Source organism: Snodgrassella alvi, from assembly GCF_002777855.1.
In the GTDB taxonomy this organism is placed as follows: Bacteria; Pseudomonadota; Gammaproteobacteria; order Burkholderiales; family Neisseriaceae; genus Snodgrassella; species Snodgrassella alvi_E.
Genome location: NZ_MEIK01000034.1, coordinates 396,884 through 420,471, shown reverse-complemented (window position 1 = coordinate 420,471; position 23,588 = coordinate 396,884). Strand labels below are relative to the sequence as shown.

The window sequence follows — 23,588 nt, the reverse complement described above, 5'->3', positions numbered from 1 at the left end:
ACGGCATTTAGGGATTAGATACAAATACAGAATTCATCTTACCAATCATATCTAGCGCATGGCCAGAACCGCGGGCAACACAGGTAAGAGGATCCTCTGCAATCATAACTGGCAGACCGGTTTCTTCTGATAGCAATCGGTCAAGCCCTTTCAGCAAAGCACCGCCGCCAGTTAATACCAGACCACGATCGGCAATATCTGCACCTAATTCTGGAGGTGTTTGTTCCAGAGCATTTTTAACGGCCTGCACAATTTGATTTAATGGTTCTGTCAGCGCTTCTAGCACTTCATTAGAACTAATTGTAAAGGCGCGCGGAATACCTTCAGCAAGATTGCGTCCTTTAACTTCAATTTCTTTAACTTCCATCCCGGGGAAAGCAGAACCGATATTTTTCTTAATTTCCTCAGCAGTTGATTCACCAATCAACATGCCATAATTGCGGCGCACATAATTGATAATGGCATCATCAAACGCATCACCACCCACACGGATAGAGTGGGAATACACCACGCCGGATAACGAAATTACCCCCACTTCAGTAGTGCCACCGCCAATATCCACCACCATGGATCCTGTTGGTTCTTCGATCGGCAAACCGGCACCAATCGCTGCAGCCATCGGTTCCTCAATCAGGTTTACGATAGATGCACCCGCTGCCAGAGCAGAATCACGAATAGCCTTGCGCTCAACCTGAGTAGAACCGCAAGGTACACAGATTACGATACGCGGAGCAGTAAAACGGCTATTGTTCACTTTTTTTATAAACTGCTTCAGCATCTTTTCAGTAACATTAAAGTCAGCTATCACACCATCTTTCATCGGTCTGATTGCTTGAATGCTACCCGGTGTACGGCCCAGCATTTTTTTCGCCGCCGTTCCCACAGCCAGCATGCCGTTTTTGGCATTTATCGTATCGTTCTGTACCGCCACCACAGATGGCTCGTTCAATACTATGCCTTTATTTTTAATAAAAATCAGAGTGTTAGCTGTACCAAGATCAATAGCCAGATCATTGGATAAATATTTAGTAAAAAAGCGAAACATGGGGCTGTCCTAATGAACTTTAAAATTATCAGTATGGCAAAAGCAGTTGTTTGACACATTAACCAAAGCAAATCAATGCGCCATAGAATAGGGATTTCGGTTATAATTCCTGACTATGTAAAAACCGAATCAGAACGCGCAATGATACCGCAGTTTGCTCGTTTTGCTAAATCAAATTTAAGGATTTTTGATGGCTTTAACACTAAGTGATGTAGATAAGCTCGCACGCCTCTCTCGCTTGAGTCTTTCAGAAGCTGAGCGAAATAATATGCTGGCAGAACTTAATCATGTATTCGAACTGGTCGAAAAAATGCAGGAAGTCGATACAAACCAAGTTGAACCGATGGCACATCCTCATGAACTCGCATTACGTTTACGCAATGACATCGTGACTGAAACTGATCAGCATCAGGCTATACAATCTTGTGCACCTTTGGTCGACAAAGATATGTACCTTGTACCTAAAGTAATCGAATAAGTTCAGATTTGCCAATTAAGCCATATCTTTAATTTTTGAAATTATCACAAACAGCTTCTTATCACACTGTTTGAACATTATCTGACCACCATGCCCAAAAACTACACATTGAAACAATGCAGTGATTTACTGCAAAGCAAACAGGCTTCAGCAAGCGAGTTGGCACAGGAATACCTAGCAGCCATTGCAGCGGATAATCCCAGCCTGAATGCCTATATTACGCTGGATAAAGAACGTACTCTAACAGAGGCCAAAGTTGCCGATGACCGTTTGGCACAAGGTTCAGCCAGTGTATTGACAGGTGTACCCATAGCCTACAAAGATATTTTTTGCCAGCAAGGCTGGCGCAGCGCGTGTGCCAGCAAAATGCTGGATAATTTTACTGCCCCCTATACCGCCACTGTAGTACAGAATTTGCTGGATGCAGGTATGGTCACACTGGGTCGAACCAATATGGATGAGTTTGCCATGGGTTCAACTACTGAGACCTCACATTATGGCATTACCAAAAACCCTTGGCAGCATGATCATGTTCCTGGTGGTTCCTCCGGTGGTTCTGCCGCTGCTGTTGCAGCGCGACTGGCACCAGCAGCATTAGGTTCAGATACTGGTGGTTCTATCCGTCAACCGGCAGCTCATTGCGGCATCACTGGTCTGAAGCCTACTTATGGTGTCATCAGCCGCTTTGGCATGGTGGCTTATGCTTCCAGTTTTGATCAGGCCGGCCCAATGGCACAAACCGCTGAAGACTGCGCTTTGCTACTAAACAGCATGGCCGGTTTTGATGAACGGGATTCCACCAGTATAGAGCGTGATAAGGAAGACTACACTCGAGATTTAAACCGTCCGCTTCAGGGTTTAAAAATAGGGCTGCCACGAGAGTTTTTTGGAGAGGGGCTTGATTCACAAATACATTCATCCATTGAGGAAGTTTTAAATATACTGAAAAAACAAGGGGCAGAAATTATTGATGTCTCTTTGCCGCATACTGAATTATCCATTCCGGCTTATTACGTTTTGGCATCAGCAGAGGCCAGTACCAATTTATCTCGGTATGATGGTGTTCGTTACGGATACCGAGCAAAAGAATTCAGCAATTTAGATGAAATGTACAGTAAAAGCCGTGCTGAAGGCTTTGGTGAAGAAGTAAAACGGCGCATCATGATTGGTACCTATGTATTATCACATGGTTACTATGATGCCTATTATCTTAAAGCACAAAAACTACGTCGTATGGTAGCCAACGACTTTCAAGCTGTACTTAATCAATGCGATATTATCTTGGCTCCGGTAGCACCTACTGCTGCACCAAAACTAAGCAGCCACAGTAACGATCCAGTGCAAATGTATCTTTCTGATATATACACTGTCTCACTTAACTTAGCTGGATTACCGGGCATCGCCTTACCCGCCGGTCAAACCACCAGTGGACTACCTGTGGGAGTACAGCTCATCGGTAACTATTTCGCCGAAAGCCGCCTGCTTGGAATTGCACATCAAATACAGCAACATAGTGACTGGCATACCAGAACACCATTTGCACAATAACAGCCAGTATACGAATTGAAAGAAAACAGAATGAATTGGGAAACTGTAATCGGTCTGGAAATCCATGTTCAGCTAAATACACAATCCAAAATTTTTAGTGGTTCTTCTACTGCTTTTGGTGCAGCGCCGAATGTTCAGGCAAATGTAGTAGATTGCGCCTTGCCCGGTGCCTTACCAGTAATGAATCGCGAAGTGGTAAATAAAGCCATCAAGCTTGGTTTGGCATTGAATGCCACGATTAACAGGAAAAACGTATTTGACCGGAAAAACTATTTTTACCCTGATCTACCAAAAGGCTATCAGATCAGTCAATTAGATTTACCGATAGTAGAGCATGGGCAGCTGGAAATCGTAGTAGGTGATGAAGTTAAAATCATCAACGTGACCAGAGCGCATATGGAAGAAGATGCTGGCAAATCTGTACATGATGAATTCGAACACTATACCGGTATTGATTTAAATCGTGCCGGTACACCTTTGCTAGAGGTAGTTTCCGAACCTGAAATGCGTTCGGCTGCCGATGCCGTTGCCTATGCTAGAGCAATGCATAGCTTAGTTACATGGCTAGATATTTGTGATGGCAATATGGCAGAAGGTTCATTTCGTATTGATGCCAATGTATCAGTACGCCCTAAAGGACAGGCTGAATTCGGAACACGCTGTGAAATTAAAAATCTGAATTCTTTCCGCTTTCTAGAGCAGGCCATCAATTACGAGGTTGAACGGCAAATCGAATTGATTGAAGACGGAGGCAAAGTTATACAGCAGACTCGCCTGTTTGACCCCAATAAGGGGGAAACACGTGCAATGCGCAGCAAAGAAGATGCTCATGACTACCGTTACTTTCCTGATCCAGACTTATTGCCGGTTGTAATTACAGATACAATGCTGGAAACGGCCAAAGCCTCCATGCCTGAGCTACCAAAAGAAATGGCTGCACGCTTCATAGAGCAATATGGCATTTCTGACTATGATGCACGCTTATTAACCAGCAACCATATTCAGGCCAGCTGGTTTGAGCAGGCTGCAAAAATAGGGGGGCATGGCAAACTTGTAGCCAACTGGATGCTTGGAGAACTTGCGGCTGCGCTGAATAAAGCCGGAATTGACATATCAGCCAGTCCGATCAGTGCCGAGCGTCTAGCTGGACTGACTAACCGGATTGCAGATAATACCTTAAGTAACAAATTAGCTAAGCAGGTTTTTGAAACCATGTGGGACAGTAATCTGACTGCTGATGCCATTATTGAGCGTGATGGCCTGAAACAAATGACAGATATCGGCGCTATAGAACAAATCATCGATGAAGTGCTTGCTAAAAATCAGAAATCTGTTGAAGAATTTAAATCAGGTAAAGAAAAAGCATTCAACGCTTTAGTAGGTCAAGTAATGAAAGCTTCACGCGGCAAAGCCAACCCGCAGCAGGTGCAAACTTTATTACGCAGCAAACTGGCTCAAGCGTAAAGGATTAGATATGAAAAAATGGCTGGTACTGACTATCTTATTTGCATTGTCCGGCTGTGGCTTTCATCTGAAAGGCACATCCGCATTTGATACACCTTTGCCCTATCACAGCTGGAAAATAGATGGTGGTAGTATGCAACGGGCATTAGAAGTAGTATTGCGGCGTCAGCCAGATGTTGTTGTTGATACCGAACAGCCAGATGTGGTCGTAAAAGTAATTGCTGCTACTCAGGACTCAACTACATCTTCTGTAGACTTGTCCGGTGGAGCCAGTGAATATTTGTTATCACTGAACGTTACGGTACAAGCTTATCGCCACGACCAGCCATTAGGAGATCCTATTCAAGTAACTGTAAATCGTTATATGGATTATTCTGATCATGAAGTGCTGGCAAAAGAAAACGAGCAAAACATGATTTGGCATGACATGCGTACCGATGCAGCAGAACAAATAGTGCGGCGTTTGGCTTTTCTACCCGTCAATACCACAGAATGAGTGAAATATATATCCATCCTCTGGCCGCAGCATATCTGATTCATGGTGAAGAAGATTTATTGCGGCTAGAGGCTATAGACAAGATTAGAACCGGCGCACGTGAGCAGCAATATTCTGAGCGTGAAGTCGTCATAATTGAATCCGGCTTTGATTGGTCATCTCTATTGGCTTCAGTACAATCTGTAGGTTTATTTGCTGATAAAAAACTATTGGAAATACATTTGCCATCTGGCAAACCTGGCAAAGAAGGTGCGGCAATACTACAGCAACTTGCTGAGCATCTACCGGAAAGCACTTGTCTGATGCTGATATTGCCTAAACTGGAACGTACACAAATACAGAGTAAATGGTTTGCGAGCTGGTTTAAAGTCGCTCAAGTCTATGAAGCCAAAACAGTCAGCCAGACAGCTTTACCTCAATGGATAAAAAAACGCCTAGCTGAAGAAAAGCTTAGCATCGACAACGATGCTTTAGCACTATTTGCTGAAAAAGTGGAAGGTAATCTTCTAGCGGCAAAACAGGAAATTGACAAAATTGTACTTATCCATCCTGCTGGTCATATTGTTACACTGCCTGAAGCACAAGCTGCAGTGGCAAACGTGGCGCGATTTGATGTATTTCAGCTATCAGCTGCATGGATGAGTGGCAATTCCGAAAGGATGGTACGACTGCTTGATGGACTGGCAGCAGAGAGCAATGAACCAGTATTACTTTTATGGGTAATCAGTGAGGACATCCGTACCTTATTACGCTTACTGGCAGCACAAAAACAAGGAAAACCCCTCAGCGAATTACGCCAAAGCCTGCGCTTATGGGGAGAAAAACAGACTCTGGCTCCGCTTGCAGCCAAACGCATTGGTGTAAAACGTTTACTAGGCGCTTTGCAGACATGTGCGCACATCGACAGACAAATCAAAGGTGTGGAAGAGGGTGATGCATGGTCAGAAGTTAAGCACCTGTTTCTGACTTTGACAGCTTGATTACCATGCAAACTAATTCTCTTCCATATCGCAATAAATGTGACAAAAAATGAAAACAGTTGAAAAAAGCGTTTTAGTACTCCATAGTGCCGAGCACATATTTGATCTAGTCAATAGCGTTGAAGATTATCCTCAGTTTTTGCCATGGTGTAATCGAACAGAAATTTTAAAAAGAGATGAACATTCACTTGAAGCAGTGTTGCATATGGATTACATGAAAATACACCAATCCTTTGCTACCCGGAATATCAATCACAGACCTCACAAAATACAAATGAGTTTGCTTAACGGCCCGTTTCGCCGGCTAGAAGGTTTCTGGCAGTTTACCCCTATCGATAATTTAGGCTGTAAAATTGATTTTCGCTTGGAATATGAATTTTCTAGTGCCGTTCTTTCAGCACTAATTGGACCTGTTTTCAACCATATAGCTACTACACTAGTAGATGCATTTATTCAGGAAGCCGACAGACGCTATGATGACTGATATTATGGTTGAAGCCGTGTGCGCAACACCTGAATGTCAGCATCTATGGCAAGGTAAAGTCGCAGCGGGAAGCACAGCACGTCAGGCATTATTGGAATCAGATCTGCCACAACAATTTCCACAAATTGATTTTCGTACAGCCCCTATAGGTGTATTTGGCAAAAAAATTAAAGATGATTACATCCTGTGCAACTGGGATCGCATAGAAGTTTATCAGCCATTACTTATCGACCCAAAAGAAAATAGACGTCGTAAAGCACAACAAAAAAAGTAATCCGTTTTTTCTTGTATTTAATTATCTTACTTGCAAAACATTCTAAGGAAAATCTATGTCCCAAATACGGCTCATAGTAGGTCTGGGCAATCCGGGCACAGAGTATGAACATACACGTCACAACATCGGTTTTGATTTTGTCGATGAACTGGCCAGATTATGGAAAACCAGTTTCAGAGAAGAAAAAAAATTTTTTGGACAGATCGCACGAGTTAATCAGGCTAATAGAGAAATCTGGCTATTAAAGCCATTTACATACATGAATAAATCAGGCACTTCTGTTCTGGCGCTGGCAAAATTTTATAAAATTACACCTGCAGAAATTTTAGTAGTTCATGATGAGCTTGACATACCTTGCGGACAGGTAAGATTCAAACAAGGTGGTAGCAATGGTGGTCACAACGGCTTAAAAGATATTCAGGCGTGGCTTAGCAGCCCAGATTTTTATCGCTTACGCCTTGGCATCGGCCATCCCGGCGACCGTAACCTTGTTGTCAGCTATGTACTGCATAAACCACAAGCCCAGGAACAAAACTTAATCAATGAAGCAATTCAAAAGTCACTGACAGCTATGCCTTTACTACTTGAAGGCGAATACAGTAGCGTACAACAACGATTACACAGTAAATGAATTTTGAAAGTTAAAGTAATGAAATACCGTGATTTACGAGAATTCATTGCCATGCTCGAGCAGCAGCAGCTATTAAAACGGGTTCAGATCCCTGTATCACCATATCTGGAAATAACCGAAATAGCAGATCGGGTATTACACAAACAAGGGCCAGCTTTGCTGTTTGAAAAAACAGTCAGTCAGTCAGGAAAACCATATAATTTTCCGGTTTTAGCCAATTTGTTTGGCACAGCAGAGCGAGTGGCCATGGGTATGGGCGCAGAAAGTACTGCTCAATTAAGAGAGATAGGCAAAACTCTAGCTTATTTGAAAGAGCCTGAACCGCCCAAAGGTATTAAAGACGCCTTTGCCAAACTTCCTTTACTCAAAGATTTATGGAGTATGGCGCCACATATCATAAAAAAAGCACTCTGTCAGGAAATCATTCTTGAAGGAGATGCCGTCGATTTAACGCAGCTTCCTATTCAGAAATGCTGGCCAGAAGATGCAGCGCCACTCATAACATGGGGATTAACCGTCACCCGCGGACCGGACAAAAAACGTCAGAATCTTGGTATTTACCGACAGCAATTACTGGGAAAAAACAAACTCATTATGCGCTGGCTAGCACACCGTGGTGGAGCACTTGATTTTCAGGCATTTAAACAAAAATATCCTCATAAGCCTTATCCTGTATCAGTTGTACTTGGCTGTGATCCGGCCACAATACTGGGAGCAGTTACTCCCGTACCAGATAGCTTGAGCGAATATCAGTTTGCCGGATTATTAAGAGGTTCACGTACCGAACTAGTAAAATGCATTGGTAACGATTTACATGTACCAGCCAGAGCAGAAATTGTGCTTGAAGGCGTGATACAGCAAGATGAAATAGCGCTGGAAGGCCCTTATGGAGATCATACGGGTTATTACAATGAACAGGATTATTTTCCAGTTTTCACCGTAGAACGTATCACTATGCGTGAAAATGCTATCTACCACAGCACCTACACTGGCAAACCGCCAGATGAGCCTGCTGTTTTAGGCGTTGCCTTAAATGAAGTATTTATTCCTCTATTACAAAAGCAGTTTCCTGAAATAATTGATTTTTATCTTCCTCCTGAAGGATGCTCCTATCGTATGGCTATTGTCAGCATGAAAAAACAATATGCTGGACATGCCAAAAGGGTCATGATGGGATGTTGGAGCTTTTTGCGGCAATTTATGTATACCAAATACATAATTGTTGTGGATGATGATATCAACATACGTGACTGGAAAGAAGTCATTTGGGCTATTACCACTCGTATGGATCCCGTACGGGACACAACACTAATCGATCATACACCAATAGATTATCTCGATTTTGCCAGCCCCATCAGTGGTCTAGGAGGTAAGATGGGATTGGATGCTACCAATAAATGGCAAGGAGAAACCAACCGTGAGTGGGGCAAAGTGATACGTAAAGATGCAACAACCATAGCCAAAATCGATTCAATATGGCAAGATTTAGGTTTATAAATTGCTATTGGCTCCATGCAGTTTAAAAAATTTAGCAGCATAATCAACATATGGTATGCACATGAATAGTAAGATATTTAATCAAATCTGTACTATCTGTTTCAACCTGTGCACACTTTTTATATTAACTGCCTGTCAGACATTACCGTCACTTCAGGGACGAACAACAGAAACTCATGTTGCAGCCGATATCCCAACTTCATTAGCTTATGCAAATGCTTCTCTTGTTAGCCAGCATCCGGGATTTTCGGGTATATACCCACTTGATGATGGCCATGAAGCCTTTGCAGCACGTGTTGCCTTGATACGTGCAGCTGAGAAAAGTTTGGATGTTCAGTATTACATATGGCGCAATGACACATCTGGGCAGCTATTATTCCACGAACTTGTCTTAGCTGCTCAGCGAGGTGTACATGTCCGTCTACTGTTGGACGACAATAACACTGTAGGGCTGGATAAAGTTCTCACGGCTCTCAATCAGGAGCCTAATATCGAAATCCGGTTATTTAATCCTTTTATCCATAGGCACTGGCGCGCTTTAAGTTACATTACCGACTTTGCGCGATTAAACCGACGTATGCACAACAAATCCATCACTGCAGATAATCAGGCTACCATTCTTGGTGGGCGTAATATCGGTGATGAGTATTTCGATATGGGAAAAGGTACGTTGTTTGTTGACTTGGATATTCTCGCCATAGGTCCTATCGTCAATCAGGTTTCTAATAATTTCGATCGCTATTGGAACAGTGCATCTGCATATGATTTTAGCAGCATAGTTCACAGACGCAACAAACTTCAACCTAGTATGACAGTATTTAAGCGGCGTAGTTTCAACCGTTTGCGTGCAGATAGCTATGACAATGCCTATAATCGTGACAATTTCGTCAATCGCTTACTAGATGGCTCACTTGATTACCAGTGGGCACATTTAATTTTAGTAAGTGACAATCCAGAAAAAGCATTACCTAAAAGTAAACAGGAAACAGCTAAGCAAAATATCGAGACAGGTCTTGTAATTGCTTCAGATATAAAAGATACCAATCATCAACCTGTCATAAAATATGAAAAAGCCAGTTTAACTCTGAATGCACTTGCCGCATCAGTTGTTGAACCACAAAAAGATTTACTGGTTATAACTCCTTATTTTGTACCAACTCAAACGGGTCTAGAATATTTGCAAAAGCTCAGAGAAGAAGGGGTAAAAATCAGAATTCTTACCAACTCACTGGCTGCAACAGATGTACCAGTAGTTCATTCCGGCTATTCCCGCTACCGTATTCCTTTATTAAAAGAAGGTGTTGAAATATACGAACTGAAAAATCAGGGTTTTATCAAAGGTCACCGAGACAGGGCATTTACAGGTAATTCTGAATCCAGTCTTCATGCCAAAACATTTACTATAGATGGACAGCAGCTTTATATCGGTTCCCTGAACTTTGACCCACGTTCCGCCAGACTCAACACCGAAATGGGTGTTGTTATTCAATCACCCGAAATGGCACAATATATGAATCAGGCCATCAATGAGGCATTACCAGACGTGACTTATCAAGTAAAACTCTCACTTGAGGGAAAACTAGAATGGTTGAAAAATAACGACAAAAATCAAATCAGGGTTTATCATCATGACCCAGATACCAGTGTGTGGAAGCGAGCTTGGGTAAAAATACTATCATGGCTACCATTAGAAAGCTTGCTTTAAAACCTTAACTAAAATTATCTAATATCGACCAACACCCAACAATACAAGGTAGAGCTAATGCTGCTATTTATCGACAATTACGATAGTTTCACCTACAACATCGTGCAATACCTTGGTCAGCTAGGCGAAACAATAACCGTTAAAAACAATGATGAAATAACTCTGAAAGATATAGAATCCTTAGCTCCAAATAAAATTGTCATTGGCCCAGGTTCCTGTACACCCAAAGAGGCAGGAATATCAGTAGCCACTATCCAGCATTTCGGCGGCAAAATCCCTATTCTGGGTATTTGTCTTGGACATCAGGCCATTGGCTTTGCTTATGGAGGCAATATAGTCCGTGCCAAAAAAGTAATGCATGGTAAAATTTCGCCTGTTTATCATCACAACAATTCATTGTTCACTGGCCTGCCTAATCCAGTAAATTGCACCCGTTACCATAGTCTGGTTATAGAAAAAGACACTTTACCAGACAGTCTTGAAATCACCGCATGGACAGATGATAACGAAATTATGGGTATCAGACACCGCTCCCTTAGAATAGAAGGGGTACAGTTTCATCCTGAAGGCTTACTCACAGAATATGGCCATCAGATGTTACAAAATTTTTTAGAGCAACACCCATAACCATAATCACATCTGCAAAACGAAATCTACTTCAGAAAGAATAAATATGATTACGCCGCAACAGGCTCTAAACCGTCTACTGGACAATAACGAATTATTTTACGATGAAATGACCGACTTAATGCGCCAGATTATGAATGGGGAAGTGGCGCCAGAAATCATAGCTGCCATACTAATTGGTTTACGTATCAAAGTAGAAAGCGTATCTGAAATTGCCGCCGCAGCAACAGTCATGCGTGAATTTTCCACTAAAGTACCCGTACAATATCGGGATCATTTGGTAGATATCGTAGGTACCGGAGGCGACAATGCTCATACTTTCAATATTTCAACTACCAGTATGTTCGTCGTAGCCGCTGCAGGTGCCAAAGTTGCCAAGCATGGTGGGCGTTCAGTATCCTCTTCAAGTGGTTCTGCCGATATTATCGAAGCCATGGGTGCGGCTCTCGAACTAACGCCCGAACATGTAGGCGAATGTATTGATCAGCTAGGTGTCGGATTTATGTATGCTCCCAATCACCACAACAGCATGCGTTATGTTGCTCCGGTACGCCGAGCGCTTGGCGTACGTACCGTATTTAACATCTTAGGACCACTAACCAATCCGGCAGAAGCATCAAATCAGGTTTTAGGTGTATTCCACATAGATTTAGTGGGTATATTATCACGTGTACTGAAACAGCTAGGCAGCAAACATGTGCTTGTGGTTCATGGCAGCGATGGCCTAGATGAAATTACGCTCACTGGTACAACCCGCGTAGCCGAATTGAAAAACGGTACTATCATGGAATATGATATTCATCCAGCACAATTCGACATGCCGGTTATCGAAGATTTGAAACCCCTTAAAGTAGCCAACAGCGAAGAATCACTGCATATCATGAACGCTGTATTAAACGGAGAAAAAGGACCTTGTCGTGATATCGTCGTTTTGAATGCGGCTGCCGCCATTTATGCATCCGATATCACTACCTCATTGGAAGAAGCAGTGGATTTAGCAATTACTGCCATTGATTCTGGCAAAGCCAAAACCAAACAGACCGAATTTATTCAGAAAACCCAACAATTAGCTGCCATACAGAAAACTTAACATGCAGTAAGCTTGCAGATGTTCACCCTGCGTCACTGCAATTAATCGTTTACAATAAACGCTACAAACCGTCAACAAACACATTAATATCATGTTAGACATTCAAATACTCCGACAAGACATCGACACAGTTGCCCGAAAATTACAAACCCGTGGTTTCCAGCTGGATATTGCAGCATTCACCCAACTAGAACAGCAACGCAAACAATTGCAGATTCGCACTGAAGAACTGCAAGCTAAACGCAATAGCCTGTCCAAACAGATTGGCACTTTGAAAAGCCAGGGTAAACATGATGAAGCCAACGAAGTGATGGCCGAAGTAGGCAAAATTAAAACAGAGCTCGAACAGACTGATCAGAATTATCAAAATATACAAAGCCAGATAGATAATTTAATCCTAACCATACCCAACCTTCCTCATAACGATGTACCAGTAGGAAAAAACGAAACCGAAAACGTAGAAATCAGACGTGTTGGTACACCACGGCAATTTGATTTTCAGATTAAAGACCATGTCGATCTCGGCGAACCACTAGGTTTAGACTTTAAAACAGCTTCAGAACTATCAGGTGCCCGTTTTGCATTAATGCGTGGTCCGATAGCACGGCTACACAGAGCATTAGCACAATTTATGCTTGATACCCATACACAGAAGCATGGATACGTTGAGCATTACACCCCTTATATTGTTAATCCCGAAATACTCGTAGGTACAGGACAGCTCCCTAAATTTGCTGAAGACATGTATAAAGTTACTTGCGGCGGAGAAGAAAACAATCAGGAACAATATCTGATTTCTACCGCAGAAATCACCCTAACCAATACCGTACGTGAACGCATTCTGAGTAAAAATGAATTACCGAAGAAATTAACCGCACATTCACCGTGCTTCCGCTCCGAAGCCGGATCATACGGTAAAGACACACGCGGACTGATACGACAGCACCAGTTTGATAAAGTAGAAATGGTACAGATTCAGCATCCTGAAAATTCTTATGCTGCACTTGAAGAAATGGTTGGTCATGCAGAAAAAATACTTCAGCTTTTGGAATTACCCTATCGAGTAATCGTATTATGTACAGGAGACATGGGCTTCAGTGCAGCCAAAACATACGATCTAGAAGTGTGGGTACCTGCACAGAATACCTATCGCGAGATTTCCAGTTGTTCAAACTGTGAAGATTTTCAGGCACGACGTATGCAAGCGCGCTTTAAAGATAGCGAGGGTAAAAACCAGCTAGTTCATACATTAAACGGTTCCGGTTTAGCTGTCGGCCGCACATTAGTAGCTGTGCTAGAAAATCATCAGAATGAAGATGGTAGCATCAACATTCCTGTCGCTTTACAACCTTATCTAGGGGGACAAAACATATTAAAAGCACAACCAGATACTCTATAAAACATTGAATTTTAATACTTATATCAAAACTTAAAGGACAATATAACTGATCCACTGTATATATTGTCCTTTAATGTAAAGACGAGTATAATTACCTCCCTGTTGGGTCGTTAGCTCAGTTGGTAGAGCAGTGGACTCTTAATCCATTTGTCCAGGGTTCGATCCCCTGACGACCCACCATTTATCTTCCATTTCTTTCAGTATCTTACGCATCATCTCTACTGTAACGACTTCCTCCTCTGATTTATTTGCTGTGACAAAATTGTGATATCAAGACTTTTCCCAAAACGGTCATATTGGTTTTTATTTTTTTGAGAAATGGATCATGTTTGGTATCTTGAGTTGTCTGAAATAATCCTAAGAGTATGGCTTACTATCTGTACTCTTTTTAAATGTAAGTGGTTTGAAAATACAAAAGGGTATATACCGTCACCATCATATTTAGTGGTAGACGTATCCACAAAAACTAAATCGCCTGGTTCAAGTGTACCAGACATGTTGTCGACTTTTATATTCGTAATTCTGAGATTGTATGGCTCCTTTGCGCCAAACATTCTTCTATTTTGTTCTTCAGTATAGTGAATTGATGCCATTGAAGATTTAATGTCGGAGGTACTTATAATAAAATCATTCAGAAATAAAGGGCTGATAGCTAACAATTCAAATTCCGTTAGTGCTTGATGTTCTTTATCTTCGTGTTCAGAAGTACATTCTGAAGGCATTGAAACATCAGTATGCCAAAATCCTTTACCAGTTGACAACCAATCAGGATCACATTCTAAATACTCAGCTGCACGCAAAAGATTTTTTCCTTAGATTCTTTGTCATGCCACTAGTCCATTGTGATACAGATGGCACTTTTACTTTGCAATAATTACCTAGCCCAGCTTGCGTTTTCTTAAGAGCTTTTAAGCGGAATTTAATGCGTTCTGAAAGTGTTTTCATCTTGTTATTATCTAAAACTTTATATTCCCTATGGGAAATAAAATTTACAGAAAATATTAACTCCAAATGTTAGCTATAGGTAACATTGCACAAAATTTTTTTCTAATAAATACGATAAAGGAGTAAAAGATGTCAGAGGGTTGTACATTAAAAGAATGGTTGAGTATGTAAATAGGACGGGTTAAATATATTGCTCGACAGCTTAATACACACTATTCATGGATTAGCCAAATTGCAAATGGCTATCGAAAAGCACCTTTAGAAAAACAGCAGTTCGTATTTCAGAATTGACTGGTGATGGGGTATGTGAAAGAAAACATCCAGAAAGAAATGGGTGGTTTTATCAAACTCAACGGTGAAGTTGTCTATGATGATTTGCCAAGAAGAAGAAATAAAAATATGCAACCAAGAAATTACCCTAATAGTGCCAGATGTTCCGATGGAACTTCATCAAAAGCAGGGAAAGGAGTCTGTTCAAGACATGGTGGAGTAGCAAAATAGAAATTTCAAAAGTAATGTAAAAATGTTAATTTTCAAAGTCGTATTTTCGCATTTCGAAATATTTAATTCTTTGAATAGAGATAATTTTCTACTTTTAAGCTGCCTTAATTTAGTGCAATGTTATAAATAGATAGCTTATGAAAACTATTATTAAGAAAACGAGTCAGAAACGTCATAATTGTTAAGATGGTAGTCGATTCATTATTACAGATAAACTTTTAGATAAAACATTTCGTTAACTATTAAATTTTGTTTTGTATATTTTATATTAAAAAAAATGTTTAGATTCTAAAGTGGCTATAATTTTTCTTAGAAACCAAAGCACATCATTATGCTAAATTTGAAGTTAATGCCCCAGTAATAAAATCATGTTCAGTTACAAAAGTTTTAATTTCATAAAAGACTTCTTCTGGAAGTAATGCCGCTAAATTTTTACATAATAAATGTACATTTGTTGAAAATGCAATTCCTAATCTAGGATTGAAAAGTTTTATTTCATTGATAGGTTTACGATCATTAGAATAAAAATTTAGCGTGCAATAAATAAGTATTTGCCTAAAATCTATAACTTTAAAATATCGATCACCTGCTTTAATCTCAATCAATTTTGAATCTACATAAACATCTCCTTTTACCTGATCTATGAATCCACATCCTCTAAATTCTGGTGCAATAACAATATTAGAATAGTTTTTAAAGTAATCTAACAAATTAGAAGTTAGTTTGCTTATAGAATTTATTTCTTGTTGATTAAATGGTAACAAAAATTTAGAACCATACCTAAATTTGAGGAGATTAGACTTCACTTCTTCCAGTAATAAAGAAAAACTTTTGCTTCTAAAAAATTCATTTTTAAAAACTATAGGGGATAGCAGTGTACCATTAACTATTTTAGTGTATAAATTGAAGGAAATTTCATTAATTAAAGCTATATTTTCTTTATTTTCCGTATGCCTTTGTGGTTCATAGAGTGTTTCAAGTAGACATCCATTGACCAATCTAACATAATTATTTGCATTTGGAAGAAGTTGATTCCAAAAAGAAGTAAATTTTCTTGAAAAGGTAATCTCAGAAATCATAATGCTTCCTCTATGTTATTTTTTTGTTTTCTTTTCGATGCCCATTGTATATATAATTGCTCTATAAAAGTAAATGTTTTCTTGTTATGCTTTCTCCAATGATCTCCTTCATCGTCTAATTGATAACTTGCTATAATAAACAATCTACGCTGTAACATATTCATTGTATGAAATTTTGATTTTAAATCTGATAACCAATATCTTTGATTCCATTTAATCATTGCTTGGGTAACAATATTAGTAATAATAATACTTGTATTATTTTTAGAATAAATTTCAATTAGTAAAATGCGGGTTTGATCACAATTCTCTTTAGCTAATAATTTAGATGCATATGCTAGGTTTAATTCAGTTTTTAATATAAAAGAGTTATTTTTTATTAAATTTTCTATAGAATCTATTATTAATTGTTTTATCTCTTTACTAAATCTTTTCCAACAAGATATTGCAACTTGCATTATAGTAGCGAATATTGGATACAATTCATTATAGTTAGAAATTATTATCTTAAATGCACTAGATAAAGTAGTGTCTTCAGCAACAGTTAATGATTTGATTAATTGTTTACCAAGCGGTTGGTTAATTCTTGATTTTTGAATTTCACTACTGAGCATACCTAATAAATCGAAGTTTTTAAGTGAATCTTTAATCTCTTCGTATTGCTTATCGGCATCAGAGGAGTAAGGATCATATCTTATTGGTAGCCTCATAAATTCAACAACTTGTGTTGAATTTTCATCTTCGTCAAATCCATAAATTTTAGCTTTGGTATACGAAATGAATTCGTCTTTGGACATTATATTTGTTTTATGTTTTTGAAGAGTTAATCCTTCATTTTCCATCAATTTATGTGTTATTAATGTTAGAACTGAGTGAGCAGACTCTTGTGAGTCGCAAAATATTGTATAATCATCAACAAATCTTTTAAATTTAACTCCATTTATTTGTAAAATATGATCTATTGAGTTTAATAATAGTTCAGCCAAAATTCTTGATGCTGGGCAACCAACAGGAACACCATATGACTTAGAGTTTGAAAAAACTTGTAGTAATTTTTTAATCTTACTCGATGTATTTTTTAAATTTTTTTTATCTAAATCATCAAGTGCATTTTCTAGACGGTGGTGATAAATTCTAGGATAAAAGTCGGCGATATCACATGCAAGAACATATTTTATATCGTCACTATTTTGACATAATTCAAAGCTATCTTTTTGAAATTTTTTCCAACCAATATCACTAGAAAATAATGAAAAATTATTATAATTAGGTTTAAATCGATATGAATAAACATAGTCAGAATCTAATCTATTTTCTTCAATTTCATTAGATAGATTCAAAACTAAACCAAGAAAAAAAACATTCCAGTATGGGTCAATTTGGGTTGCCCATCTATAACCAGTATATCCTACTGTTGCGCAACAATTTATATTTAATGGCATTGCTTGCTCAAGCTTATCATTTAAATATTGATAAGTGTCACATAACGAATTAATAATATCCTCTTCTATATCCTCAAACATTCTTGTTTCTAGAGGATAAGGAAAAATATCAGTATCTCCATATTTAATTATATTTTTTACAGCAAGCCTAAAACAATCTTCGATATTATTTAAATTAAATTCGGTTGAAGGCATATAGAATCCCTTTGTTTAGCTTATAAATATGCTTTAGTTGCCACGTTTTAAATTTTGTTAAAATTACATCTAAAAATTTTATAGCAAAAAAATAAAATACTCTCAAATAATTTTAATAAAACGTTTATTTTACATATAAATCTTCATTTAATTATGACTTAGCTACCGTTGAATGTCATCATGCTTAATATCTTTAAATGGGGTATAGTTCAAATTACTAACAGTTTTATCATATCTTTCCTGAGCCTGAGTAGTAAAACCAGCCTTAGTTACATCTGTAGCAAATTTAGTCAGCAGTCGAGCTTCGGTTTTGTGCCCGCTTTTGTATAGTTCTTTGGCTATCTTGGCATATTCGCTGACGATTTCTGAACGTGTTGCAACTGCTTCTTTCAGGAAGATATGTGCCGGTCTGTTACCGGTTTTAATAGCTTCAATTAATACTTTAGCCTGTTCTTTGTGAACATTGCCTGCATAACCACGTTTTCGCATGGAACGCAGTACAAAATTTTCTCCTTTTCTGGTTACTTCTCTGTGCTGGCGACGAGTAGCTGCGCAAGGCACACCTTGTTCGCGCATCTTTTCAGCAAATCGCAGCCGCCATTCGAACAGATCATTTTTACGGGGATTAAGCCTTTGGCCAAACTAATCACGTATCAGTACGCACAGGTGTACATGTGGGTGAGTCGATTCGTCAGGGCGGTCACTGTCTGTATGCAACGCAAACGCGTACTGGTGGACTTGAAACTGTTCGGCGGCAAACTCTCTTGCTGCATTCTTTACGGCCTGTGGCGGCATTCCTGCGGGCATTGAAAGCACAATATTAAGTGCTTCGCAGCGTTTCTCATTTTCTGATATGCCAAGTTTTTGCCAGTTTTTTGTCTGGTTACGCAATGCTTTCTTGCCATTCAGCTTTTCGCCGTCCTGATTTTCAACCTCTACCTCACCGTTACGGCTGATGTAATCAAGATGATTGCGTATGCCTTTCAGGCCGTTACAGGCATTACTTTTGCGTCGTGTTATCTTTACCATCACTTCAGGCTGTTTCAGAGCAGCTGTGCGTAAATTGGCCAAACCGTAGCCTGGTCTAAGTGGTGGGGATTTCTTGAGGACAAGCAAAAAACCGCCAGAATCTTTTGTTCTGACGGCTCGTGTTTTATGGCCTAACAACCAATCATCAACTGACTTATTCATTCAAACCTCATGTTGCTGGCCTGCATCACTTCCTGTACTACTTTTGTATGTTTGTCAATAATGGTGCGCAGCTGGCGGATTTCGTCTGTGATAATACCACCCGATTCGCCAGCATCCAGATGGCGGGCAATCTGATTAAGGTTTCGGCCAATTCGCAGCAGCTGGTAATTGAACTGATACAGAGCCAGGACTTCGCTGTTAGACAGGGCAGGGTGGCCTGTGATGTGATAGTTGATGATGTCCACGGCCAGAGCGTTGGCTGTCATCGATTGCTGCTCAGCTGAGGTGCGTAATAATGTGTTCTGGTGATGGTTGAGTTGCAATTCCACCGGTACTTTTTGCATTGTTTGCCGGTATCATCGCTCTTACGGATAACAGGTGCTGGGCTATCTAGTTCTTTCAGTAAAGGGTGCTTGGCCAGTCCGGATATACTGGGCTTACCCAGTTTAGCCAGTGCAACGTCCTTCAGTTTTTTCTTTACATCTTCGGTTAAACCTCAGATTTTAGGCTGGCTCATGGTCAGTTCTCCTAGCGTTCATATTCTTTCAAAATACCTTTGTCCTGTGGGTATTCGACATTGATGCCTGCTGCTTTGATTTACTGTTTATAGAAATTAGTTAAGGCTTTTGCTTTCAGGTTGTCTGGTAACTTTTCCAGCACTTTTTCGACCGCATACAACCGTATCTGGCGGTGTTGATGCTCAGTTTTGGACAGTAGGGAGTTTTGGCTCAGATAGATTTCTTTGGCTCAGTTTAGTAGTTCTTCTTCCGGCGTTAGTTTATTTTATACCGTTTCAGGAGTGATCTGCTGCTGTTGCTGAAAGCTGAGGACATATTTCTGTATTTTCTGAGCATCGCGGCAGGCATGCAGAATCTCTGTAGGGTCTTTTTCCAGAACACTTACCCAGTTATTCACGTAAGTTGCATGACGTTCTGGGTCGTGAGGCATACCTAGTTCTCGGTTAATCATCATTGATGCGATTTCTGCGCGTAACTCTTCGCGAGCGTAGTCATCAGAGCCAAATTGATTCATCAGCTGTCGGTTCAGTCTTGATTCATGTCCTGTCCAGTGCCCAAGCTCATGCAAGGCGACTGCATAGTAAGAACCGGCGTCGGCAAACTGTTTCTTTTTAGGTAATACAATATTGTCCTTTATCGGGTTGTAATATGCGTTATTACCGTGTTGGTGTTCAATTTCTGCTTTTATGGGATAAGAATGCGTTCAGCCGGATTGTCACTTGACCAGGTTAGTTCTGGTAATGGTTCTTGTTTCAGTGGCAGCAAACCATAAATTTGTTGTGCATTGAAAACGGTAAAATTCTTGATATAAGGATTTTCTAATTGCAAACGGATGATTTCCGGCTCACCTATATCATTTAAAACCGGCTTTCCGTTTTCGTCCCGATTAACACTTTCTGAATGAGTAACCAGTTTGATCAGGCTGACGCCATGTTCTCTTTTTCTTACCTAGGCACCAATGGATTGTGCCTGCTGGTAGGTTAACCAACGTGGATCATTGCGGTTTTGCATCATCAGATACAGTGTATTGCTGCCGCTGTACTCTTTATCGGTAATGTGGTTATAGATTAAACCAGAACTCATGGCTGGGTTCCAGGGTATCTGAAATGGTGCTGTAACGGCTTTAATCAGGGTTATTAGTATTAGTTCGTCAGCTATATTTTTGCATAGTCCTGCTGTTTTTGCTGTGGCGTTTTTTTGCTATTCATAATGCGTTGTCTGTCAGTGCAAAAATATAAAAAACCGCTCAGCGAATACACGCGAACGGTCTGATATCAGGAAAAATCCCGAATAAAGGTTAAATTGTGATGAATAACTACATGTTCCGGATACAATAAAAAAGCCCCGCACAGCTAAACTGGCGAGGCGTTGGTCAGCAAGTTGGATTGCTTTGGATGATCAGTGTTTTCACCTATTCTGGCACCTCTGAATCAGACAGATATTGCTGAAGTGTTTCACTGTTGACTGATGCTTGCAGATAACGGTCAAATTCAGTTTCATTCATAATGGCCATCAGCTGTATTTCGTGAGGTAACAGGAATTGGTCAAGTGTGTTTTCACCGCTTCCATCGTCAATCAGTTCTGATGTTTCTGTAAGTAAACTGGTCATATTTTATCTTTCAATTTCCGGTTCAATAGATGATGAGGCTGAATACTCAGTCTGTTGCTGTTGCTCCTGTATCATTCCCAGCAATGGAATCTGAATCGGTCTGGGTAAGGTTTGATAGTTGTCCCATTCAGTATATAAGTTTATTAATTCATTGTCAGACATATGATATGGATAATCAGGTTCAGACTGCGAAATTGGTTCAGGTTGTAGAGCTGGTTCAGGCTGTTGACTGGCTTGTTGCAGTATATCAACTGAAAACAGGTTACGGTTTACCTGTTTTTCAGTTTGGCCAATTATCTGGCCATTCTGGTCACGTTCAGGAATCTGGATTGTAACCGCTTGCAGTCGCTGCCTTTCCAGTTTGATGCTGTCACCAATTTTTGCACCTGCCTGATTGATAGATTCTGCCAAGCCAGTGCCCCATACGGTGCGTTCTCGGCCATTTTTTCCAGAGTAACGTAATAGTATTACTCAAAAATTACCAAAATGAAAATTGTGTATTTTCATCCAATATAACAATAACCTGTAAACTAAATTTATTTGCTGAAAACGAGCATAAAAGCTTGCAACAAATATATCTTTACTTTATGTTATCAACAATCACATAAATTTTTTACAGGGGTAGGGTATGGATAAATCTTCTCTTACAGAAGAACTTGAAGCATTATTTAAACTATTCGAAAAAGGCGCGATAACCAAAGAAGAGTATGAAGCTCAGAAAGCCATACTTCTATCATCTAAAACCGAAACTTCGCCTTCCGAAAAAGCACATGAGAATCAGGAAACTGTTCCAATATTTATAGAAGAACCATATCAAAAACAAAACGAACCAGCACACAGTAATAGCGTAAAAATAATTTTAATCATCATTATCGGACTTATTATTATAGTAGCCATGTATTTCATTTTTGCTGGTAACAAAAAAGACCTGCAACCCAACAATGGTTCCGGTACCTTATCTGCAAGCGCAGCAAGTGAAAGCATTACCGTCAATGCGCAGCAAACGAGTAATACTGCAGATAAAAATCTGGAAGACGACTCCGATAGTACAGGTCTAAATCTGAATACCAAGACGCCGGAAGAATTAAATCAGCTTTTAAATAAATTCCAGCAGGATCGTGCAAAAGCATTAGCTAATCTACGCAATATATGGTCGAATCTTGATCCAGATTTCAAAGCGACTATACAACAAGAACAAAAAGACTGGGATAACACAGCATTAACCACTTCGTGCTCGCTAACCGGCTATCATACAATATTGGCTCAACAGGTTGCCAACCAATATTGTGAATCCGTCATGCTGAATAATCGTGCTAAAGAGTTACTGGATGAGCAGGCATCAAATCTAACAGATATAAAACAAGAAAAAGCAGCTCAAATGGATGCAAAAGCATCCGATGCACTTAAAAGAGTAAATATTACTTGGTCAACCATCCCTGACGATATTCAGCAGAATCTTAATCAGACATATGAACAGTGGTCAGATGAAATCAATAAATATTGCATTTCCAGACCGACAGCTAAAAACCTCATTGAAACTCAGATAAATTATGATAATTGTATTATCAATAAATCTGAAAATAAAATAAAAGAATTAAATGGTTACAAGATTTAGTAATGATACAGAAAGTCAGAATTGAGAAATACTGGCTTTCTTACTTTAATCTGAAATAAAACAAAATATCAATGAAAACTAACATTTTATCCAATAAAATATGGGCAAACAAAAGTCCATTGTTTACAATACCGCCACTCAAAACTATTGCAGGACATTTATATCATGGCAGATTTCAATAAAATTCTCGATGCCGGTAATGTAGACGGCGGTATTATCAACGTAGTTGTAGAAATTCCAGCAGGTTCAAATCATAAAATAGAGTGGGATCGCAAACTTGGTGCTATGAAACTTGATCGGGTTGAACCCGTGATATTCGCCAAACCCACCAATTATGGTTTTATTCCGCAAACTCTCGATGAAGATGGTGATGAGTTGGATGCCTTAATTATTACTGACCAGCCTTTGAGTACGGGAATTTATCTGGAAGCAAGAATTATTGGTGTTATGAAATTCGTAGATGATGGAGAAGTTGATGACAAAATTGTCGTAGTTCCGGCTGATGACCGTAATAATGGCAACAATGTTCAAACATTAGCAGATTTGCCGGCACAATTAATCAAACAAATTGAATTCCATTTCAACCATTATAAAGATTTGAAAAAGGCAGGTACCACCCAAGTAACACACTGGGGTGACATCGACGAAGCTAAATCAGTCATACGCGAATCTCAAGAGCGCTGGCAGAATCAATAATCAGAAAAATAAATCCTATCAAAAGATCTGCTGCAAAATTTTATACTTATAAAAATTTTGCAGCAACTATATCAAATAA

At 39.6% G+C, this 23,588-nt stretch carries 28 protein-coding genes and 1 tRNA gene; 17 read left to right on the top strand and 12 right to left on the bottom strand.

The genetic code is table 11. From position 1 onward, the window contains the following. Positions 1-7 precede the first annotated feature (7 nt). A complete protein-coding gene (locus BHC43_RS07725) occupies positions 8-1,045 on the bottom strand; it encodes a rod shape-determining protein (RefSeq protein ID WP_037405504.1) in 1,038 nt (345 codons plus the stop codon). Positions 1,046-1,235: 190 nt separating this feature from the next. Between BHC43_RS07725 and gatC the strand changes: the two genes are divergently transcribed. From gatC to BHC43_RS07655, 14 genes are all read left to right on the top strand, one after another. After that, the gene (gene gatC / locus BHC43_RS07720) at positions 1,236-1,523 is read left to right on the top strand and encodes an Asp-tRNA(Asn)/Glu-tRNA(Gln) amidotransferase subunit GatC (RefSeq protein ID WP_100157003.1); all 288 of its coding nucleotides are present in this window, start codon (positions 1,236-1,238) and stop codon (positions 1,521-1,523) included. Positions 1,524-1,613: 90 nt separating this feature from the next. Next, complete coding sequence (gatA, locus tag BHC43_RS07715) at positions 1,614-3,071, top strand: Asp-tRNA(Asn)/Glu-tRNA(Gln) amidotransferase subunit GatA (protein WP_100157002.1); 1,458 nt, start codon at positions 1,614-1,616, stop codon at positions 3,069-3,071. A 15-nt stretch (positions 3,072-3,086) separates the two neighbouring features. Beyond that, positions 3,087-4,535 (top strand): Asp-tRNA(Asn)/Glu-tRNA(Gln) amidotransferase subunit GatB, encoded by a 1,449-nt coding sequence (gene gatB / locus BHC43_RS07710; RefSeq protein WP_257378002.1) that lies wholly within the window; start codon positions 3,087-3,089, stop codon positions 4,533-4,535. A 10-nt stretch (positions 4,536-4,545) separates the two neighbouring features. Next, complete coding sequence (locus tag BHC43_RS07705) at positions 4,546-5,031, top strand: LPS-assembly lipoprotein LptE (RefSeq protein ID WP_100157000.1); 486 nt, start codon at positions 4,546-4,548, stop codon at positions 5,029-5,031. After that, a complete protein-coding gene (holA, locus tag BHC43_RS07700) occupies positions 5,028-6,011 on the top strand; it encodes a DNA polymerase III subunit delta (RefSeq protein WP_100156999.1) in 984 nt (327 codons plus the stop codon). The genes BHC43_RS07705 and holA overlap by 4 nt, the downstream gene beginning before the upstream one ends. A gap of 49 nt (positions 6,012-6,060) precedes the next feature. Then, positions 6,061-6,495 carry a type II toxin-antitoxin system RatA family toxin gene (locus BHC43_RS07695; RefSeq protein WP_100156998.1) on the top strand — a complete coding sequence of 145 codons (435 nt, stop codon included), beginning with the start codon at positions 6,061-6,063 and terminating at the stop codon, positions 6,493-6,495. Beyond that, the gene (locus BHC43_RS07690) at positions 6,485-6,769 is read left to right on the top strand and encodes an RnfH family protein (protein WP_306807698.1); all 285 of its coding nucleotides are present in this window, start codon (positions 6,485-6,487) and stop codon (positions 6,767-6,769) included. Before BHC43_RS07695 ends, BHC43_RS07690 begins: the two co-directional genes overlap by 11 nt. Positions 6,770-6,824: 55 nt before the next feature. Then, entirely contained in the window at positions 6,825-7,400 is a 576-nt protein-coding gene (gene pth, locus BHC43_RS07685; protein WP_100156997.1) for an aminoacyl-tRNA hydrolase, read from the top strand. Positions 7,401-7,418: 18 nt separating this feature from the next. After that, positions 7,419-8,897 (top strand): 4-hydroxy-3-polyprenylbenzoate decarboxylase, encoded by a 1,479-nt coding sequence (gene ubiD / locus BHC43_RS07680; protein WP_100156996.1) that lies wholly within the window; start codon positions 7,419-7,421, stop codon positions 8,895-8,897. Positions 8,898-8,958: 61 nt separating this feature from the next. Beyond that, the gene (locus BHC43_RS07675) at positions 8,959-10,602 is read left to right on the top strand and encodes a phospholipase D family protein (protein WP_180297453.1); all 1,644 of its coding nucleotides are present in this window, start codon (positions 8,959-8,961) and stop codon (positions 10,600-10,602) included. A 57-nt stretch (positions 10,603-10,659) separates the two neighbouring features. Beyond that, positions 10,660-11,229 (top strand): aminodeoxychorismate/anthranilate synthase component II, encoded by a 570-nt coding sequence (locus BHC43_RS07670; protein WP_100156994.1) that lies wholly within the window; start codon positions 10,660-10,662, stop codon positions 11,227-11,229. Positions 11,230-11,275: 46 nt separating this feature from the next. Beyond that, a complete protein-coding gene (trpD, locus tag BHC43_RS07665; RefSeq protein WP_100156993.1) occupies positions 11,276-12,319 on the top strand; it encodes an anthranilate phosphoribosyltransferase in 1,044 nt (347 codons plus the stop codon). Positions 12,320-12,410: 91 nt separating this feature from the next. Then, positions 12,411-13,718, top strand: a complete 1,308-nt coding sequence (gene serS / locus BHC43_RS07660) for a serine--tRNA ligase (protein WP_100156992.1) — start codon at positions 12,411-12,413, stop codon at positions 13,716-13,718. A 104-nt stretch (positions 13,719-13,822) separates the two neighbouring features. Next, positions 13,823-13,898, top strand: a tRNA-Lys gene (locus BHC43_RS07655). Positions 13,899-14,041: 143 nt separating this feature from the next. On the opposite strand, the gene BHC43_RS07650 is transcribed toward BHC43_RS07655, so the two are convergent. Continuing rightward, complete coding sequence (locus tag BHC43_RS07650; protein ID WP_100156991.1) at positions 14,042-14,518, bottom strand: S24 family peptidase; 477 nt, start codon at positions 14,516-14,518, stop codon at positions 14,042-14,044. Between the two features lie 451 nt (positions 14,519-14,969). Between BHC43_RS07650 and BHC43_RS07645 the strand changes: the two genes are divergently transcribed. Continuing rightward, a complete protein-coding gene (locus BHC43_RS07645; protein WP_180297451.1) occupies positions 14,970-15,164 on the top strand; it encodes a DUF3761 domain-containing protein in 195 nt (64 codons plus the stop codon). Between the two features lie 329 nt (positions 15,165-15,493). On the opposite strand, the gene BHC43_RS07640 is transcribed toward BHC43_RS07645, so the two are convergent. The 10 genes from BHC43_RS07640 to BHC43_RS07605 form a co-directional block, all read right to left on the bottom strand. Continuing rightward, positions 15,494-16,243, bottom strand: coding sequence for a hypothetical protein (locus tag BHC43_RS07640; RefSeq protein WP_100156989.1), 750 nt, complete (start codon positions 16,241-16,243; stop codon positions 15,494-15,496). Further along, entirely contained in the window at positions 16,240-17,880 is a 1,641-nt protein-coding gene (locus BHC43_RS07635; RefSeq protein WP_100156988.1) for an RNA-directed DNA polymerase, read from the bottom strand. The genes BHC43_RS07640 and BHC43_RS07635 overlap by 4 nt, the downstream gene beginning before the upstream one ends. Before the next feature lie 162 nt (positions 17,881-18,042). Further along, the gene (locus tag BHC43_RS10750; RefSeq protein WP_180297450.1) at positions 18,043-18,456 is read right to left on the bottom strand and encodes a hypothetical protein; all 414 of its coding nucleotides are present in this window, start codon (positions 18,454-18,456) and stop codon (positions 18,043-18,045) included. Positions 18,457-18,522: 66 nt separating this feature from the next. Beyond that, a complete protein-coding gene (locus BHC43_RS10745) occupies positions 18,523-19,071 on the bottom strand; it encodes a relaxase/mobilization nuclease domain-containing protein (RefSeq protein ID WP_180297449.1) in 549 nt (182 codons plus the stop codon). Further along, positions 19,068-19,415, bottom strand: coding sequence for a plasmid mobilization relaxosome protein MobC (locus BHC43_RS07625; protein WP_100156987.1), 348 nt, complete (start codon positions 19,413-19,415; stop codon positions 19,068-19,070). The genes BHC43_RS10745 and BHC43_RS07625 overlap by 4 nt, the downstream gene beginning before the upstream one ends. Before the next feature lie 439 nt (positions 19,416-19,854). Continuing rightward, positions 19,855-20,265: a zincin-like metallopeptidase domain-containing protein gene (locus BHC43_RS10740; protein WP_257378008.1), complete on the bottom strand. Its 411-nt coding sequence runs from the start codon at positions 20,263-20,265 to the stop codon at positions 19,855-19,857. A gap of 8 nt (positions 20,266-20,273) precedes the next feature. Beyond that, positions 20,274-20,417 carry a hypothetical protein gene (locus tag BHC43_RS10735; protein WP_180297448.1) on the bottom strand — a complete coding sequence of 48 codons (144 nt, stop codon included), beginning with the start codon at positions 20,415-20,417 and terminating at the stop codon, positions 20,274-20,276. 120 nt (positions 20,418-20,537) lie between these two features. Then, entirely contained in the window at positions 20,538-20,717 is a 180-nt protein-coding gene (locus BHC43_RS07615) for an ArdC family protein (RefSeq protein ID WP_373885639.1), read from the bottom strand. 283 nt (positions 20,718-21,000) lie between these two features. Continuing rightward, the gene (locus BHC43_RS07610) at positions 21,001-21,198 is read right to left on the bottom strand and encodes a hypothetical protein (protein ID WP_100156984.1); all 198 of its coding nucleotides are present in this window, start codon (positions 21,196-21,198) and stop codon (positions 21,001-21,003) included. Between the two features lie 3 nt (positions 21,199-21,201). After that, positions 21,202-21,609, bottom strand: a complete 408-nt coding sequence (locus BHC43_RS07605) for a hypothetical protein (RefSeq protein ID WP_100156983.1) — start codon at positions 21,607-21,609, stop codon at positions 21,202-21,204. A gap of 217 nt (positions 21,610-21,826) precedes the next feature. Between BHC43_RS07605 and BHC43_RS07600 the strand changes: the two genes are divergently transcribed. Together BHC43_RS07600 and BHC43_RS07595 are read left to right on the top strand one after the other, a co-directional pair. Beyond that, positions 21,827-22,813 (top strand): SHOCT domain-containing protein, encoded by a 987-nt coding sequence (locus BHC43_RS07600; protein WP_100156982.1) that lies wholly within the window; start codon positions 21,827-21,829, stop codon positions 22,811-22,813. Positions 22,814-22,978: 165 nt separating this feature from the next. Beyond that, positions 22,979-23,509 carry an inorganic diphosphatase gene (locus BHC43_RS07595; RefSeq protein ID WP_100156981.1) on the top strand — a complete coding sequence of 177 codons (531 nt, stop codon included), beginning with the start codon at positions 22,979-22,981 and terminating at the stop codon, positions 23,507-23,509. Positions 23,510-23,588: the final 79 nt, after the last annotated feature.

Bases quoted from the DNA above. Each gene is read 5' to 3' on its own strand.
- gatA (WP_100157002.1), top strand. From the start codon at position 1,614: ATGCCCAAAAACTACACATTGAAACAATGCAGTGATTTACTGCAAAGC.
- BHC43_RS07690 (WP_306807698.1), top strand. From the start codon at position 6,485: ATGATGACTGATATTATGGTTGAAGCCGTGTGCGCAACACCTGAATGT.
- BHC43_RS10750 (WP_180297450.1), bottom strand. From the start codon at position 18,456: ATGCGCGAACAAGGTGTGCCTTGCGCAGCTACTCGTCGCCAGCACAGA.
- gatC (WP_100157003.1), top strand. From the start codon at position 1,236: ATGGCTTTAACACTAAGTGATGTAGATAAGCTCGCACGCCTCTCTCGC.
- BHC43_RS07675 (WP_180297453.1), top strand. From the start codon at position 8,959: ATGAATAGTAAGATATTTAATCAAATCTGTACTATCTGTTTCAACCTG.
- BHC43_RS07705 (WP_100157000.1), top strand. From the start codon at position 4,546: ATGAAAAAATGGCTGGTACTGACTATCTTATTTGCATTGTCCGGCTGT.
- BHC43_RS07670 (WP_100156994.1), top strand. From the start codon at position 10,660: ATGCTGCTATTTATCGACAATTACGATAGTTTCACCTACAACATCGTG.
- BHC43_RS07600 (WP_100156982.1), top strand. From the start codon at position 21,827: ATGGATAAATCTTCTCTTACAGAAGAACTTGAAGCATTATTTAAACTA.
- BHC43_RS07635 (WP_100156988.1), bottom strand. From the start codon at position 17,880: ATGCCTTCAACCGAATTTAATTTAAATAATATCGAAGATTGTTTTAGG.
- BHC43_RS07725 (WP_037405504.1), bottom strand. From the start codon at position 1,045: ATGTTTCGCTTTTTTACTAAATATTTATCCAATGATCTGGCTATTGAT.
- trpD (WP_100156993.1), top strand. From the start codon at position 11,276: ATGATTACGCCGCAACAGGCTCTAAACCGTCTACTGGACAATAACGAA.
- BHC43_RS07640 (WP_100156989.1), bottom strand. From the start codon at position 16,243: ATGATTTCTGAGATTACCTTTTCAAGAAAATTTACTTCTTTTTGGAAT.
- BHC43_RS07610 (WP_100156984.1), bottom strand. From the start codon at position 21,198: ATGACCAGTTTACTTACAGAAACATCAGAACTGATTGACGATGGAAGC.
- BHC43_RS10745 (WP_180297449.1), bottom strand. From the start codon at position 19,071: ATGAATAAGTCAGTTGATGATTGGTTGTTAGGCCATAAAACACGAGCC.
- holA (WP_100156999.1), top strand. From the start codon at position 5,028: ATGAGTGAAATATATATCCATCCTCTGGCCGCAGCATATCTGATTCAT.
- BHC43_RS07595 (WP_100156981.1), top strand. From the start codon at position 22,979: ATGGCAGATTTCAATAAAATTCTCGATGCCGGTAATGTAGACGGCGGT.
- BHC43_RS07695 (WP_100156998.1), top strand. From the start codon at position 6,061: ATGAAAACAGTTGAAAAAAGCGTTTTAGTACTCCATAGTGCCGAGCAC.
- serS (WP_100156992.1), top strand. From the start codon at position 12,411: ATGTTAGACATTCAAATACTCCGACAAGACATCGACACAGTTGCCCGA.
- pth (WP_100156997.1), top strand. From the start codon at position 6,825: ATGTCCCAAATACGGCTCATAGTAGGTCTGGGCAATCCGGGCACAGAG.
- BHC43_RS07625 (WP_100156987.1), bottom strand. From the start codon at position 19,415: ATGCAAAAAGTACCGGTGGAATTGCAACTCAACCATCACCAGAACACA.
- ubiD (WP_100156996.1), top strand. From the start codon at position 7,419: ATGAAATACCGTGATTTACGAGAATTCATTGCCATGCTCGAGCAGCAG.